This window comes from Streptomyces racemochromogenes, from assembly GCF_039535215.1.
Classification (GTDB): domain Bacteria; phylum Actinomycetota; class Actinomycetes; order Streptomycetales; family Streptomycetaceae; genus Streptomyces; species Streptomyces racemochromogenes.
In genome coordinates this window covers 1108044-1122902 of sequence record NZ_BAAAWT010000001.1, presented here as the reverse complement: position 1 = coordinate 1122902, position 14859 = coordinate 1108044, and the positions used below count along the sequence as shown (strand labels likewise).

Genomic DNA, 14859 nt, shown 5'->3' with positions numbered 1-14859 from the left:
GAGGTATCTCCCCATGAGCATGACCACGCACGTCCTCGCCGACGCCGTCCCGAAGTTCACCCCCACCGTCCCCAACGAACTGAACAACGCCGTGACGACGGTCCTGGGCTGGGCGGCGGGCATCGGCCTGGCGGTCGCCGTCCTCGGCGGTCTCCTGTCCTGGGCGGCCATCGCCGTCGGGCACAACTCCTCCAACGCGCAGCTCGCCGCGCGCGGCAAGACGGGCGTCCTGGCGTCGCTGATCGGCGCGGGCGGGATCGGAGCCACTTCGGCGCTCGTGCTCATGGCGTACAACCTGATAGGCAACAAGTGAGCGCGGACGGCGACCGCAAGGCCCGCAGGGCCAAGCTGACCCTGGCCGGGCTCGCGGTGGCCGCGGCGGTCCTCCTGGCCGGCGGCGGCTACGGCGCCGCCGTACTGCTGGACGACGACGGCGGCCCCGGCGCCCCGAAGGCGGGTGCCCCGGCCCCGGGGGCGCCCGCGAAGGGCCCCTCGGCCGGGCCGTCGGCGTCCGGAGCGGAACTGTCGAAGACACCCGAGACGGGCCCGAAGCTGAAGCTCTTCAAGCCGACCGGGCACGCCAACGGCGTGGCCACGGGCTTCAGGCACTCAGGGGTCGACGCGGTGAGCGCGGCGGTGTACTGGTGGGAGGAGTACGCCTGGCTGGACGACCAGAAGGCCCGGCAGCAGCTGGAGGCCGTTGTCTCGCCGGACGCGCCCGGCTACGTCGACCAGCAGGTGTCCGAGGTGCGCAAGCTGCGTGAGCAGGCCGGCCTGCCGCCCTCCGGCGGCACGCCGTCCGCCATCTCCTTCACCACGTCGGTACAGGCGGTGCGTTACTACGCGCTGCCGGTGGAGGGCGAGAAGGACGGCGACGTGATCGAGGTCTGGATGACCTACGACCGCTACGCGACCGGACCTGACGGAAAACCGGACACCAACCCTCTGAAGGGCGAGCTCACCAGCGTGGTCCTGCGCTGGCAGAACGGGATGTGGCGCATCACCAACCAGCCCGGCTACGTGAAGAACTCGAGCCACCCGGTCTCGTACTTCCCCGAATCCCCGTACGCCTGGCGCGACGGGTGGCGGCAGGTGCAGCGTGCGGGTTAGGACTTCGTCGCACCCGCTGGTCCGGGCCCTCGTGGTCCTGGTGGCCACGCTGCTCTGCATGCTGGGTACCGCGTCGGCGCCCGCCATGGCCGAGGACAAGCAGGAGTACCACGCCAAGGTCGGGCCGCCCGAGCCGGTTCCGAAAGACTTCGAGGCGAACGCCTCGGGGGCGATCGGCATCGACAAGCAGGGCCACTACTGCTACGAGAGCGTGATCCGCGACCAGGAGCTCTGCCGGACCGCGAAGAAGGGGGAGATCCCCGGACGCGACATAGGCATCTGCGAGGGCGCGGACGGAACAGCCGCCCGCAACTGTGACGACGAGGGCAAGAAGGAGTACGAGCTCAAGCGGCTCAAGGAGTGGCAGGAGGCCACCAAGGACAAGCACAAGCTGGAGAACTACCCCAAGCTGAACGAAGCCCTCACGAAATGCGTGAACGAGGGCGGCATCTTCAAGGTCTGCCTGAACAAGTGGGAGCCGGAGTATCCGCTCACGCCGACCCTCGGGGAGTGGGCCGCGGGGAAGATCTCCAAGCTCGCCAGTGACGCCCTGAAGGAGGCCGCCGGCTACATCGGCGAAGGCGTGGTGTGGCTCCTGGGGGAGTTCGCGAACCTCTTCAACAAGTCGTCCACCATCGACCTCGCCCAGGCGGGAATCGGCAAACCGCTCGGCATCACCATGGCGGTCAGCGCGATGCTCGCCGCCTTCCTGGTGCTGATCCAGTTCGGGAAGACGGCCGTTTCCCAACGCGGGGAGCTGGCCGGCACCGCCCTGGGCGGCCTGCTCAAGTGGGGCGTCGTCAGCAGCGTCTACATGCTCTTCACGCAGCAGGGCCTGATGGTCGCGGACGAACTCTCCGAGTGGATGGTCGAGTTCTCCTTCGGCAAGGAGGGCGGCGCCGCCGAGGCGATGAAGCAGCAGCTCGGAACCATGTTCGCCTCCCTCACCACCAGTGGCGGGGTCGCGGGGGTGACCGGGACCATGGCGGTCACGGGCCAGGCCGTGGCGCCCGCCGCCGTCGGCGTCGTGATCGTCATCGGCGTCGTCACCATCGTGGCGATCGGCGCGCTGTGGATCGAGATCCTGATGCGGCAGGCCGGGATCATGATCCTGGTCGTCGCCATGCCGATCGTGCTGACCGGTGAGATCACGGACTCCACCAAGAACTGGTGGCCTTCGGCGCGCAACGCGATGATCAGCCTGATCCTCATGAAGCCGGTCATCGTCCTCCTCTTCACCATCGGCTTCTTCGCGATGGGAGAGAGCACCGGCGTCCAGAACGTGATCGTCGGGCTCGTGATCTTCCTCGGCGCCTGCTTCTGCTGGCCGGTGCTGGCGAAGTTCCTGACCTTCACCACCAACGGCGAAGGCGCCTCGATGATGTCCGGGCTGATGAGCTCGATCGGCTCGTCATCCGTCTCGGGCTCCGGCGGGCAGTCCGGCGGCGCCGGATCGGTCGGTGGCGGAAGCGGCTACACCAAGGCCCTGGAGCGGGAAGCCCCCCTGATGGACGCCGGTGCCCCCCAAGGCGGCGGTGCCGCCGCGGGCGGGGCGGTCAAGGGCGCCTTCGCCGGGGGGATCTCGGCCGCCACCGTCGGGCTCCAGTTCGCGGCCGCCGGAAAGGACGCGCTGGAGTCGGGCATGGCCAACACCGCGGCCAACGCCGGGCTCGGCCACGGCGCCGCCGGTGGCCGGCACGGCGTGGTCGCCCAGCGCCGGTCCCGCGAGGACCGCGAGGACCGGGCGGACCCGGCGGAGGCCGAGGCACCCGAAGCCCCGCCCGTGGGCTCGTTCGTGGAGGTGCCCCCTCCACCGCCCCGGCAGGGCATCGGCATCAGCCCCGCCGAGCCCACGCAGATGTACGACGGCACGGAGCCCATGGCCCCGCCGCCGCCCGGTAAGGAGAACTGATGGCGCAGAGTCACCCCACCTACGGGGGCTGGCAGTCGGAGCGTTCCGGCTGGTTCGGGCACATGTCCGGGCCCGGGTTCGCGCTCGTCGCCACCGCGGCCCTGCTGCTGCTCCTGCCCCTCAACCTCGGGAGCTGGACGGCGGCCCTGGTCTGCGTCCCGGTCAGTCTCCTCCTCGTGGGCCTCGCCTTCGGCCGGGTCATGGGCCTGTCCGCCGACGAATGGATCCTCCTCGCAGTAAGGCACCAGATCGCTGTGGCAACCCGACGGAACATCTTCCACAGCGGGGCACTGGCCCCGCGCAGCAAGGAAACGGGCGAGCAGCCCATGGACCTGCCGGGCACCCTGGCCCGGCTGCGGATCCTGGAGGCCCCGGACGGCCTCGGCGGCCGGCTCGGCATCAGCCACGACCCGGTCGCCGCGACGTACACGGCCGTCGCCCGGGTGACCTATCCGGGCCTGGCACTCATCGACACCGACCGGCAGGCCACCCGCGTCGCCGGATGGGCGGCGCTCCTGCGGACGTACTGCACGGAGGACTCGCCCGTCACCCGCCTGAGCGTGCACCAGCGCGTCCTGCCCGACGACGGCGCCGCGCTGGCGTCCTGGACGGCCCGGCACATCAGCGCGGACGCCCCGGAAGCCGCCGTGACCGCGCTCACCGAGGTGATGGAGGGCGCGGGCCCGTCGGCGTCCGCCCGTGAGACGTACCTGTCGGTGACCCTGTCCGCCTCCCGCGCGCGCCTCGCCATCAAGGGGGCCGGCGGCGGCCAGGTGGGCGCGGCCGCCGTCCTCGTACGCGAACTGCACGCGATGGGACAGGCCCTCTCCAGCGCGAGCCTCCAGGTCGAGGAGTGGCTGGACCCCCGCGGGGTCGCCCAGACGATACGCACCGCCTACGACCCCGAGGCCCAGGTGATGCTCGCGACCCGCAAGGCCGCCGCGGCCAATCCGGGATGGGAGGGCGCGGCGCCCGGCGTCGACGTCGAGCTCGCCGGGCCTGCGTACGCCGAGACCGGCATGGGCGTCTACCGGCACGACGGCGCCTGGACGGTTTCCTACCAGGTGCGCGGCTGGCCCCAGTCGCAGGTCTACGCGACCTTCCTCCAGCCGCTGCTGCGCCCCCGGGCCAACGCCCGCCGCAGCCTGTCCCTCGTGTACGAACCGCTGGGCCCCCGCCGGGCGCGCAGCGAACTCGCCCGCGAGACCACCAAGCGCAACGCGGCCCGCAAGCTCCGCGCCAAGACCGGCCGGGACGAGAGCGAGGACGAGCGCCGCGCCGAGATGATCGCGCGCCGCCAGGACGCGGAGCGCGCGGCCGGCGAGGGCGTGGTCCGGATGACGGCGATCCTGTCGGTCACCGTCACCGACGCCGACGAGCTGGAGACCGCGTGCGCGGAGCTCCAGGCCGACGCGGGCGCCGCCAACCTGGAGCTGCGCCGGATGTGGGGCACCCAGGACGTCGGCTTCGCGGCCGGGGCCCTGCCCCTGGGCCAGGGCCTGCCGGACCGGCGGGGGGCGTTCTGATGGCGCTGCTCCGCCGCAAGGCAGACGACGGCACCCTGCTGGCCGAGACCGGGCTGCGGGAGGCCGCCGGGATCGGAGCCGTACCCGCGGCCCGGCGCCCCGAGGGGCCCAGCGCCCGCGAGCTGCGCGAGGCCCGGTTCCTGGAGGACCCGGCCTCCGTCATGCGGGTCGCTCCGAAGAAGGGCTGGAAGGGGCCGTTCGCGGGCCGTTCGGCCTCGCTCCCGCGCGCCGAGGTCGTACGGGCCACCACGGTCAACGCGGCCGGGGCCTTCCCGTTCCTGCACGCCGCGAGCCTGCCCGCGGTGGGCGCGTACATCGGGCACAACGTGCTGACCACGGCGGCGTTCTCGGCACACCCCACCGTCTGGGTTCAGCGGGGCCTGGTCACCAACCCGAACGTGATGATCACGGGCATCCCGGGTTCCGGGAAGAGCGCCCACGTCAAGGCGCTCGCCTTCCGCCTGATGGCCTTCGGGCACAAGGCGCTGATCGCGGGGGACGTGAAGGGCGAGTACGCGGCGATGTGCCGGCACCTCGGCGTCGAGCCGGTCCGGCTCGGCCCCGGCCTGCCCGGCCGCCTCAACCCCCTCGACGCGGGCCCGCTGGGCGCCGACCTCGACCGGATCAAGGACCCCGCCGTCCTCAAGGGCCGGCTGACGGAGATCCACCGCCGCCGCCTCACCCTCCTCAAGGCCCTCCTGGAACTCCAGCTACGCCGCACCCTCGAACCGCAGGAGGAGGAAGCACTCGACGTCGCCGTGCGCGACCTGACGGGGGAGCTGTCCGGAACCACGTCGCTGCGTACGCCCACCCTTCCCCTCGTCTACGACAAACTGCGCGACCCCACCGACCTGATGGCCCGTGAACTGCGCATCCGGGACGGGGACGTCCAGCGCGCCCGGGAGTCCATGGCCTCCATCCGCTCGGCGCTCGGCATCATGGTGACGGGCCACCTGGGCGGCCTCTTCGACCAGGAGACCTCCCTCGGCCTGGACTGGGCCGCCCCCATCCAGAGCGTCGACATCAGCGCGCTGACCCCCTACGGCGACGAGACCGTCGCCATGGTCCTGTCCTGCGTCTCCTCCTGGGCCCAGTCGGCGATCGACCGGCCCGGCCAGGCCCCCCGGATCGTCATCCGTGACGAGCTGTGGCGGCAGATGCGCTCGGGAGGCGCCGCCATGGTCAAGAAGATCGACGCCGACCTGCGCCTGTCGCGCGCGACCGGCACGATCCAGGTCCTCGCCACCCACCGCCTGTCCGACTTCGAGTCGGTCGGCGCCGCCGGCTCCGAGGCCGTCGCCATCGCCCGCGACCTGATCTCCAGCTGCGAGACCCGCATCCAGCTCGCCCAGGACACCCGCCCCCTCGCCTTCACGCGCGAGGCGATCGGGCTGACCTCGGCCGAGTGCGACCTGATCGGCTCCTGGGGCGCGGCGCAGCGCGGCCGGGCCCTGTGGAAGGTCGGCCGGGGCGGCGGCTCCCATGCCGTGCAGCTCATCCTCTCCCGCACCGAGCAGCACCTGTTCGAGACCGATGAACGGATGGTGATCTGACGTGGCCGACCGTGGCACCCGGTCCTCGGCGACCGCGACGGTGGACGACAACACCCTGCTGGCCGCGTACGGGGCCGGCCTCGTCGTCACGGTGGGCGGGGCCGTCCTGCTGGCCGGACCGCTCGCCGCCCTGCTGTCGGGGCGCGGCTGGGCCCGCAGCGGGGAAACCGTTCCCGAGACGGTGATCCACGCCCTGGCCAAGGGCCCCGGCTCCGTCTTCCACCCGGCCCCGCCCTCCTGGCTCTTCTACACCCTGACCGCCCTCCTCGTCCTGGCCGTGGGCGTCGCCGCCGTCAAGGCCGCCGCCCTGCTGTCCTCCCGAGGGCGCACGGGCGGCGCCCAGTGGGGCGGAGCGAAGACGGAGCGGAAGATGGCCGCCCCCGACGCCCCCGCCCGGCGCGTCAACCGCATCACCGCCGGACGGGGCCTGCGCACCGGCAAGATCGTCGCCGCGCAGCCCAACATCTCCGCGACGGTGTTCGGCGTACCGGGCTCCTCGAAGACCACCGGCCTGGTCCTGCCGAACGCGGCCGAATGGGCCGGTCCCCTGGTGGTGACCACCACCAAGGCGGCCGACCTGGACGTCATCCACGCGCGCCGCCGCGCCGTCGGGCCGGTCTGGGTCATCGCCCCGGCCGGCATCCCCGGCCGGGCCGGCGACCACTGGTCTCCGGTCGAGTACTGCACCGACGCCAAGGCCGCCGACCGCATGGCCTCCTGGCTCGCCGAGGCCTCCTCCTCGGGCGACGACAAACGGGCGGCCCCCTGGGTCGACCAGGCCAAGAGCGTCCTGAAGGGCATCCTGCTCGCCGCCCGCCTCTCCGGCGGCGGCCTCGCCGACATGCGCCGCTGGATCTCCCTCGGCAAGGACGCGGTCGACCACGTCCGCGCCGTGCTCCTCGCGCACGGCCACACCGACGTCGCCGACGACTACGCCTCCCCCTGGCTGCGCCTGCACGAGGACGGCATCGGCTCCATCCAGTTCAGCCTCAACGTCCTGGCCAGGGTCTTCGCCGACGAGGAGGTCCGGGAGACCTGCGCCCGCTCCGACTTCACCTTCGAGCGGTGGCTCGACGAGCGGGGCACCATCTGCGTCATCGCCTCCGAGGCCGACGCCGACCGCTTCGCCCCGCTCATCAGCTCCCTGATCGCCGGAGCGATCCACGCCGCGGAAGCCCTGTACAACTCCACGGGCACGCCCATCGACCCGGGCGTCGGCATCCTCGTCGACGAGGCCGGCAACATGCTCCGCTACCCCCGCCTGCCCAACATCCTCACCACCGGACGGGGCATGGGCATCACCCTGCTGACCGTCTGGCACGACCTGTCCCAGCTCCGCGAATCCCTCGGAACGCAGAAGGCCAACACCGTCCTGTCCGCCAGCGGCCTGCGCATGCTCCTGCCCGGCTGCGGCGACCTGGAGACCCTGCGCTACTTCTCCGGCCTGTACGGGCGCACCGAGGTCGTGAAGACCAGCCACGGCCGCTCCCGGGGCGAGCACTCCACCACGACCCAGACCACCGAGACCGACCTCGCGCCGGTCCACTCGCTCCAGCAGCTCCCCGACTTCACGGCGATCGCGCAGTACACCAACCTGCCGCCGGTCAAAGTGCGGATGCGGCTGACGTTCCGCGACAAGGACCTCAGGAGGCTCCTGTCCGGACCGAAGCCCGGGCCCGAGAAGAAGGCGGCCGGCCTTGACCGACCCTGACCTGTCCGACCCGGCCGCCCTGTGGCCGGCCGTCCCCTCCTGCGCCCCGGCGCAAGAGCCGCAGCGCTGGGTGTGGGCGGCCATGGACCCCGCCGGCCGGCGGGCCCGGCTGAGGGAACTCGGCGTGTGGGCCGACTGGCTGCGCACCACGTACGAGCTCCACAACACCCTCACGCACTGCTGGTACCGCCACCCGGCGGTCGTCGAGCACCTCACCGCCCTCTACACGGGCTGGACGCGCACCTACGCGGGGGAGGACCCGCCCGGGCGCGAGCTCGCCGAGGCCGACTGGATCAACACCCTGCACGCCTTCGTCCCGCACCTGAAACTCCCGGCCTGCGCGACCGGCACCCACCAGGACCCGCCCCCGCTCGTCCCGGCGCCCCCCGGCGCCGCGGAGGCCTTCGAGCAGTACCTGACCCACTCCGCCGCGGCCACGGCCCCGGCGGCCCACCCGGCGGCCGCCGAACTCACCCGCCGCCGGGCGGAGCCGGACCCGCCGCTGTGACCGGGGGAGGGACCGCTCAGCCCAGGGGAGGGCTGACGCGGTCGATGCCGGCGAGGATCTTCCGGTCCCGCTCCAGCGTGGAGACGAGAAAGGCGCGCTTGAACCGCGACGGGTCCTGCGCGTACATCTCCCGGCCCAGCTCGGATGTGAACCGTTCCTCGGGGATCCGGTCGGCTTCCTCGGGAAGGAACTTGACGACCTCTTCGAGGGCGGCGGCCGCGTATGCGACGGTCGGCCGGATCTCGCGGTGCTCGGCGTTCGGGGTGTTCAGCAGCTGCTGCGCGGATGCGAGTGACAACCGCCTTGCCACCCAGAGGAACTCGCCCGGGTCGATGATCTGCGAGGGCTCGGGACCACCGAAGGCCGGAGGAGCGACAGGACGGTCGTCGGCGAAGACGAACTCGAACACGCGGGTACGGCCGCACTCGGAGCAGGCGCCTTCGTAGACGCTGACCAGCACGCCGTCGCGGTCCTCGACATGGTGCTCGCGGTCGAACCGATTCGCACCGCACACGCAGGCATGGAGATCCATGTAGAGGTGCGATTCCTGCGCCGAACGAGTGATCAACATGACATGATCCTACTGGAATGGGCAGGTCAAGTGGGGGGACGTCAGTGGACCTGAGCACGGGCGAAGGGCGGCTGCTCGCCGCGGCCGAAGCGGCATTGCCCGAGGTGCTGAGGGACCTCTATTCCGCGCGGTTGCGGGGCGGCACCCTCACCGAGCGGGACGGCCGGCGGTTCTTCCTGCTCGGTGATCCGGCCGGAAATCCCGTCGAGCTGCGCTTGGACACGGCGGAACTGCCTCGGCAGACGGCGGCCCGCACCTTCACCAACACCACGGCCGACCGGTACGTCGTCCAGTTCGCCGATACGCTCCGTCCCGATCAGGCCGGACAGGTCCTGGCCCGCGAGCTGGGGGAGCTCCTCGCCGTACGGGAGCGCGCTGCCGTCGGCGGACCGGCGCCCATGGCCGACTTGCTGGCCCCGGGTGCGACCCTGCCCGCGGAGCTTGAGCTGTCCGACGCCGACCGGGGCCGTGTCGGCGAGTTCGCGTACCTCACCCGCAGGATGAACGACGCGGACATCACGGTCGCGGAGCGCAGGGAGGCGCGAGACCGCTTCTCCGCACTGGTCGACGAGTCCGGGCTGCGCACGTGGACCCCTCAGGACGACCCGAACCACGCTGACGACGCGTATGCGGTGGAAGTACGCCTGAACGTCGTCCACTGGCACCTGCCCGAGGAATCACGCACCGCCCTGGACGCGCTCGCCCTCCCCCTGGAGCAGCTCGACCCCGCCGATGCCCAGGCCCTGACGGCCGCCCGCGCCGCCCGCGCCCGGGCCCCGCAGCCGGTGGCCCTGTCAGACGCGTACCCCATGCCCGGCCTGCGCCCCGACGGGACGCCCGTGCCGCGAGAGGAGCTGGGCCGGGCCGCCGCGGAGGCCGCGAGCCGGCGGACCGAGCTCAGCGCCCGGACCCTCGCCGAACTGCGCGCCCGGCAGGCGGACCTCCCCGAGGGCCGGTACCCGGAGTTCGAGATCATGATCGGCGGTGGTGCCGCCCTCGCCGGCCGCGACCCCGGCGCCCTGCTCGTGGACGCCCGCGGACGCTGGCACGTGGACCCCATCACGGCGATCGTCCAGTCCGCCGACCAGGTCCGCCACCTGCGCCAGAGCGGCATGGGCGACCCGTACCAGTTCGCCGGCCCGCAGGAACGGGTGCCGCTGCCGGCCCTCCAGCTCTGGGAGGACACCGCCGCCGCGCGCGGCCCGCTCGTCGACGGCCGGGCGGAGCTGGGCGTCAGCGCCGAAGGCCGCCTGATCGCCGAGATCGTCCCGGCCGACGGTTCCGACCCCGTGAAGGTGGAGGTCAAGGGCGCCCCCCTGATCGCCACCGGCATCCCGCCCGAGATCATCCCCGGCGCCGACCGCCGGATACCGACCGAACGGGAGGCGACGGCGGTCCTCGCCGAGGCCCTCACCGCGGCGGGCACCCCCGAAGCCGAGGCGGCCCGCGCAAGGCTCCTCGCCCTCCCGGACGGCGAGGGCCGCGCGGCGGCCGCTCTGGAGGTGCTGGCCGATCCGCCGGTATCGGCCGTCCTGAGTGCCTCGTCGGACGCGAAGGTCCCGGGCGCGACCGAGACGCTCCGGGCCACCGCCGCATGGGAACGGGCCGCCGAGCTCGCCCCCGGCCGCGTCCTCATGGGCGACGAGGTCGGCGACGGCGAGTACGACCCCGCCGTCGCCAAGGACTGGGTGATCGCCGGCGTCGGCGGCGCCGCCATCGCCAACGCGGAGATCATCCTCCAGGCCGACCCCGAGGCCCGGGTGTTCATGGTCGGCAAGGACGCGCCCTTCGTCCTCCACAACGACGCCCAGTACACGGCTCTGCGCCGCGCACACGACGCCGAGTACGGCGGTGACGGCCGCCTCGTGACGTACGGGGGCCGCTACCTCGGCTCGGTCGGTACGGTGACCGCCCCCGACGGCCGCGTCCGCCTGGAGGCCCTCGACAGCGACGGCAACTCCCTCGGCATCGAGGGCGACGCGTACGTGGCCTGCCTCGGCCGCGTCTCCCGCCTCCCGCAGGCCCTCGACCCCGTGGAGTCCGCCGTCCGCTCGGCCGGCGGGGAGGTACGGGGGGAGCTGGTCTTCGACGACGACCGCCAGTACCTCGGCTACCGGCTGGAGTTCGAGGCGCGGGGCAGGCGGCACACGGTCGACGTGACGGGGGCCGCGTCCCGCATGCTCCCCGGCAACGTCTTCGACAGCCGGGGCGACGACGCGAAGCGCCTGGCCGCGTTCGACGCCAAGGTCGCCCCGCCGGAGAGCGGGAACGTCTCCGCCGGCTTCATGGCCACGGCCCTCCAGGGCTCCCAGCTCGCCCGGCACCGGGCGGCGCGGCGTCCCCCGGGCGACGGCGGCCAGGGGCTGCCGGGCCGTACCCCGCCGCAGCCCGGCCCGCAGGGCCCGTCCCAGCGGTACGACGGCCCGGCGGCGCCCGCCCCGTACGCCACCGCGCAGGACGCCCGGCAGGCGGGGGAGGGCGTCAGCCGCGCCTTCCAGACCTGGATCCGCAGCGACATGGGCCGGGAGCTGGCCGGTTCGGACCACCCCCGGATCCGCGGCCTGCGCGAGGCGTGGCAGCAGCTCCCCCCGCACGACCTGCCCGAGGGCCCCGGCCGGGCGGCGGCTCCCTACGGGGCCGTGGCCGAGCGCGCCGGTGCGGCGGTCACGGCAGCCGTCGCCGCGGGCCGCTTCGCCCCCGAGGACGTGAAGGCGCTGACCGTCATGGCCCGGGCGGCCCGCACCCACGCGGTGCGCCTGTCGGCCACCCAGCCGGACGCCGCACCGCCCGCGCGGGCCGCGGCCCCGGCACCTCGTGTGGCGGCCCCCGCCCCCGCCGCGGCCCGCTCGCCCCGGCTGGCCACCTGACGGGCGGGCGGCGACCCGCCCGCGTCCTGCGGTCCCGCCGCGGCGGTCAGGGGTTCCGCGCCCCGCGCCCCGGGGTGGGGCGCGGGTAGGTGCGGGACTGTTTGACGCTGCCGTACGCGAAGCTCGACTCGATCGACGCGATGCCGGGGATGGCGTGGATGCGGTGGCGCACGAGGGACTCGTACGCCTCCAGGTCCTCGATGACCACCCGGAGCAGGTAGTCGCTGCTGCCCGCCATCAGGTAGCAGTCCTGGATGTGCTCGATCACCGCGACGTGCTCCTCGAAGAGGGCGACCGCCTCCGCCGTGTGCCGTTCCAGGCGGATGCGCACGAAGACGGTGATCGGGAGCCCGAAGGACACCTGGTCCACGACGGCCGTGTAGCCGCGGATCAGCCCCGCCTCCTCCAGCCGGCGGACCCGCCGCAGGCACGGGGAGGGCGAGAGGCGGACCCGGTCCGCCAGGTCCTGGTTGGAGAGCCGGCCGTCGGCCTGCAACTCCCGGATGATCTGCAGGTCGACCGCGTCCACGACTGCTCCCGAGGGCTTTCCCGGGCGTTCCGGGGGGCTTCTCCGCCGTTTCTTGGCAGATCCTGCCCCAAACGTATGTCCGAGCGGCAGAACTGGCAATCGGCTGCCCCGGCCAAAGCCCTAACGTTGCCCGCGAACGGGCCGGACCGGCCCGCTCTCACAGGCTGGAGCAGATCCCTTGGTCGCGACCAACACCACCGGCGCGGCCGCGCCTCACGACACGGCGGTCCCGCCGGCCGGCAACCCCGCCCGGCGCGGACCGTCACCGCAGGCGCGCGGCATGGCCGCGCTGCTGGTGACCGTGGCGATCTGGGCGGCCTTCGCCCTGAGCGCCCGGGGCCTGAGCGCCTCCAGCCTCCTGCCCGCCGACGCGGCCCTGCTGCGTTTCGGCGTCCCGCTGCTCGTCCTGGCGCCGGCCCTGTGGCGGCGCAGGCGCCGCATCGCCGCCGTGAAGCCGGGCGCCGCACTCAAGATCGTCTGTGGGGCGGGGGTGCCGTTCTTCCTCGCCGCCATGCACGGCGGATCCCTGACCTCGGCCGCTTTCGTCGGCTCGATCGTCCCCGGCATGGTCCCGCTGTTCGTCGCCGCGCTGATGGCGGCCCGCGGCCACGGACTGCCGAAGGGCACGCAGGTCGCCGGGCTCGCGCTGATCGCGGCCGGGGTGGCCGCCCTCGTCTGGCGCTACGTCGTCCCCGTCGACACCGACGTCCTGGAGGGCGCCGGCACCCTCCTGGTCGCCAGCGGGCTGTGGGCCCTGTACACGGTCGGGCTGCGGGACGTCGACCTCGACCCCGCCGGGTCGATCGGCCTGCTGTGCCTGCCCTCCTTCGCCGTGATCGGGCTGCTGGTCCTGACCGGGGCGCTCCCGACGGGCCTCGCGCACGCCACGGGCGGCGACATCGCCACGTTCCTCGTGGTGCAGGGCCTGGGGGTCGGGCTGTGCGCCGGCCTGCTCTACGCCTACGCCATCCGCAGCCTCGGCGCCGAGCGCAGCTCCGTCGTCGGCAGCCTCAGCCCCGTCGCCGTCGTCCTCCTCGCCGTCCCCGTCCTCGGCGAGTCCCCGACCCCGGCGGTGCTGATCGGCGTACCGCTGATCACCGCCGGCGTCGTGCTCGCCAACCGCCGCCGCACCCCCGCCGGTTCCGCGCCCGCCGCTTCCGCCCCCGCCCGTCCCGCCCCCCGCCCCGAGGTCCCCGCAGATGCTTGAGCTCCTCCCCCCGCCGCCCACCGACCCGCTGTGGGACCTGACGTACGAGTTCGGCTCCGACGAGCGGGCCGAGCGGCTCAACCTGGTCCTCGGCGTCTACCGCGACCACACCGGCCGCACCCCGGTGATGGCCGCCGTCCGCGAGGCCGAGATACGCCTCGCCGAGCGCTCCGAGTCCAAGGAGTACCGCGGGCTCTCCGGCAACGCCGCCTTCAACCGGGCCCTGCTGGACCTGGTGCTCGGCCCGCAGGGGCCCTCCGACCGGGCCGCGGCCGTCCAGACCGTCGCCGGCTCCGGGGCGCTGCGCCTGCTCGCCGACCTGATCTGCCGGACGCGCCCCGGCACCACGGTGTGGATCAGCGACCCCGCCTACGTCAACCACCGCCCCATCCTGGAGGCCGCCGGCCTGGAGGTCCGCACCTTCGGCTGGTGCGACGCCGAGGGCGGGTTCGACGCCGCCGGAGTCCTGCGCGACCTGGCCGGGGCGCGCCGCGACGACGTCGTCCTGCTCCAGGGCTGCTGCCACAACCCGACCGGCGCGGACCCGGCGCCCGAGGACTGGGCGGCGCTCGCGGAGCTGGCGGCCCGGGACGGCTGGGTCCCGTTCGTCGACCTCGCCTACCACGGGCTCGGCGACGGGCTGGAGGCCGACCTGGCGGCGACGCGCCTGCTGGCCGAACGGGTCCCGGAGATGCTCGTCGCGGTCAGCTGCTCCAAGAACTTCGGCCTCTACAGCGACCGCACCGGCTGCGCCATCGTCCTCGGCGCGTCGGCGCGGGCGGTGCGGCACGCCGAGACGGCCCTGCAGAACGCCGCCCGGACCCTGTACTCCATGCCGCCCGAGCACGGGGCCGCCGTCGTCACCACCGTCCTGGAGGACGCGGGGCTGCGGGACCTGTGGCGCGCGGAGCTGGACGCGATGCGGGCCCGCATCGAAGCCAACCGGACGGACCTGGCCGCTCGCCTGACCGCGATGGGGTGGCAGGCGCAGGCCCGCTCGCTCGCACGGCAGCGCGGCATGTTCTCGATGCTGCCGCTGACGGCGCAGGAGATGCTCCGGCTGCGCCGGGAGTACGCCATCTACGGGACCACCGCCGGGCGCGTCAACATCGCGGGCATCCCCGCCGACCGGGTCCCCTGCCTCGCGCGGGGCATCGCCGGAGTGCTCGCGGGCCGCTGACGGGAGGGCCGCCTCTTTCCGGTAATTCCGGTGTATTGCCGATTTCCTCCCCGTCATCCCTGGTCAAGGGAAATCGGCAGCCGGAATCCGGAAGTGAATGGCCGGATAGAACTGGCCTTGAGCAGGGCCGAGTTGGGGTGTGGCATCATGGCCGCATTGTCCGACCGCTGGGTTCCCCGGAGGAC

12 protein-coding genes are annotated in these 14859 nt (G+C 73.5%); 10 read left to right on the top strand and 2 right to left on the bottom strand.

The annotated features are described in order from the left end of the window. Positions 1 to 13 precede the first annotated feature (13 nt). The 7 genes from ABD973_RS05260 to ABD973_RS05230 are packed head-to-tail and all read left to right on the top strand — an operon-like array spanning position 14 to position 8320. Complete coding sequence (locus tag ABD973_RS05260) at positions 14 to 313, top strand: hypothetical protein (RefSeq protein ID WP_125823079.1); 300 nt, start codon at positions 14 to 16, stop codon at positions 311 to 313. Next, on the top strand, positions 310 to 1110 hold the full coding sequence (locus ABD973_RS05255; protein ID WP_241253430.1) for a hypothetical protein: 801 nt from the start codon (positions 310 to 312) through the stop codon (positions 1108 to 1110). The genes ABD973_RS05260 and ABD973_RS05255 overlap by 4 nt, the downstream gene beginning before the upstream one ends. Next, positions 1100 to 3022, top strand: a complete 1923-nt coding sequence (locus tag ABD973_RS05250) for a hypothetical protein (protein WP_125823080.1) — start codon at positions 1100 to 1102, stop codon at positions 3020 to 3022. Before ABD973_RS05255 ends, ABD973_RS05250 begins: the two co-directional genes overlap by 11 nt. Further along, entirely contained in the window at positions 3022 to 4548 is a 1527-nt protein-coding gene (locus ABD973_RS05245) for an SCO6880 family protein (RefSeq protein WP_125823081.1), read from the top strand. The genes ABD973_RS05250 and ABD973_RS05245 overlap by 1 nt, the downstream gene beginning before the upstream one ends. Further along, complete coding sequence (locus ABD973_RS05240; protein ID WP_125823082.1) at positions 4548 to 6101, top strand: type VI secretion protein; 1554 nt, start codon at positions 4548 to 4550, stop codon at positions 6099 to 6101. Before ABD973_RS05245 ends, ABD973_RS05240 begins: the two co-directional genes overlap by 1 nt. A gap of 1 nt (position 6102) precedes the next feature. Beyond that, positions 6103 to 7812: a type IV secretory system conjugative DNA transfer family protein gene (locus ABD973_RS05235; protein WP_206436591.1), complete on the top strand. Its 1710-nt coding sequence runs from the start codon at positions 6103 to 6105 to the stop codon at positions 7810 to 7812. Then, on the top strand, positions 7799 to 8320 hold the full coding sequence (locus ABD973_RS05230) for a hypothetical protein (RefSeq protein WP_206436592.1): 522 nt from the start codon (positions 7799 to 7801) through the stop codon (positions 8318 to 8320). The genes ABD973_RS05235 and ABD973_RS05230 overlap by 14 nt, the downstream gene beginning before the upstream one ends. Positions 8321 to 8336: 16 nt before the next feature. Here the strand turns inward: ABD973_RS05230 and ABD973_RS05225 are convergent, their stop codons facing one another. Beyond that, positions 8337 to 8891: a hypothetical protein gene (locus ABD973_RS05225; RefSeq protein ID WP_345498817.1), complete on the bottom strand. Its 555-nt coding sequence runs from the start codon at positions 8889 to 8891 to the stop codon at positions 8337 to 8339. Between the two features lie 44 nt (positions 8892 to 8935). On the opposite strand from ABD973_RS05225, the gene ABD973_RS05220 reads away from it, so the two are divergent. Next, positions 8936 to 11758, top strand: a complete 2823-nt coding sequence (locus ABD973_RS05220) for a hypothetical protein (RefSeq protein WP_345498815.1) — start codon at positions 8936 to 8938, stop codon at positions 11756 to 11758. A gap of 46 nt (positions 11759 to 11804) precedes the next feature. Here the strand turns inward: ABD973_RS05220 and ABD973_RS05215 are convergent, their stop codons facing one another. Then, complete coding sequence (locus ABD973_RS05215) at positions 11805 to 12287, bottom strand: Lrp/AsnC family transcriptional regulator (RefSeq protein ID WP_125600887.1); 483 nt, start codon at positions 12285 to 12287, stop codon at positions 11805 to 11807. Positions 12288 to 12465: 178 nt separating this feature from the next. Here ABD973_RS05215 and ABD973_RS05210 point away from each other — a divergent pair, with 178 nt between their 5' ends. Together ABD973_RS05210 and ABD973_RS05205 are read left to right on the top strand one after the other, a co-directional pair. Then, positions 12466 to 13494 (top strand): DMT family transporter, encoded by a 1029-nt coding sequence (locus ABD973_RS05210; RefSeq protein ID WP_241253431.1) that lies wholly within the window; start codon positions 12466 to 12468, stop codon positions 13492 to 13494. Next, positions 13487 to 14674: an amino acid aminotransferase gene (locus ABD973_RS05205; protein ID WP_125603274.1), complete on the top strand. Its 1188-nt coding sequence runs from the start codon at positions 13487 to 13489 to the stop codon at positions 14672 to 14674. The genes ABD973_RS05210 and ABD973_RS05205 overlap by 8 nt, the downstream gene beginning before the upstream one ends. Positions 14675 to 14859: the final 185 nt, after the last annotated feature.

Excerpts from the sequence above, each read along its gene's own strand:
- ABD973_RS05225 (WP_345498817.1), bottom strand. The coding sequence starts at position 8,891 with ATGTTGATCACTCGTTCGGCGCAGGAATCGCACCTCTACATGGATCTC.
- ABD973_RS05245 (WP_125823081.1), top strand. The coding sequence starts at position 3,022 with ATGGCGCAGAGTCACCCCACCTACGGGGGCTGGCAGTCGGAGCGTTCC.
- ABD973_RS05260 (WP_125823079.1), top strand. The coding sequence starts at position 14 with ATGAGCATGACCACGCACGTCCTCGCCGACGCCGTCCCGAAGTTCACC.
- ABD973_RS05240 (WP_125823082.1), top strand. The coding sequence starts at position 4,548 with ATGGCGCTGCTCCGCCGCAAGGCAGACGACGGCACCCTGCTGGCCGAG.
- ABD973_RS05205 (WP_125603274.1), top strand. The coding sequence starts at position 13,487 with ATGCTTGAGCTCCTCCCCCCGCCGCCCACCGACCCGCTGTGGGACCTG.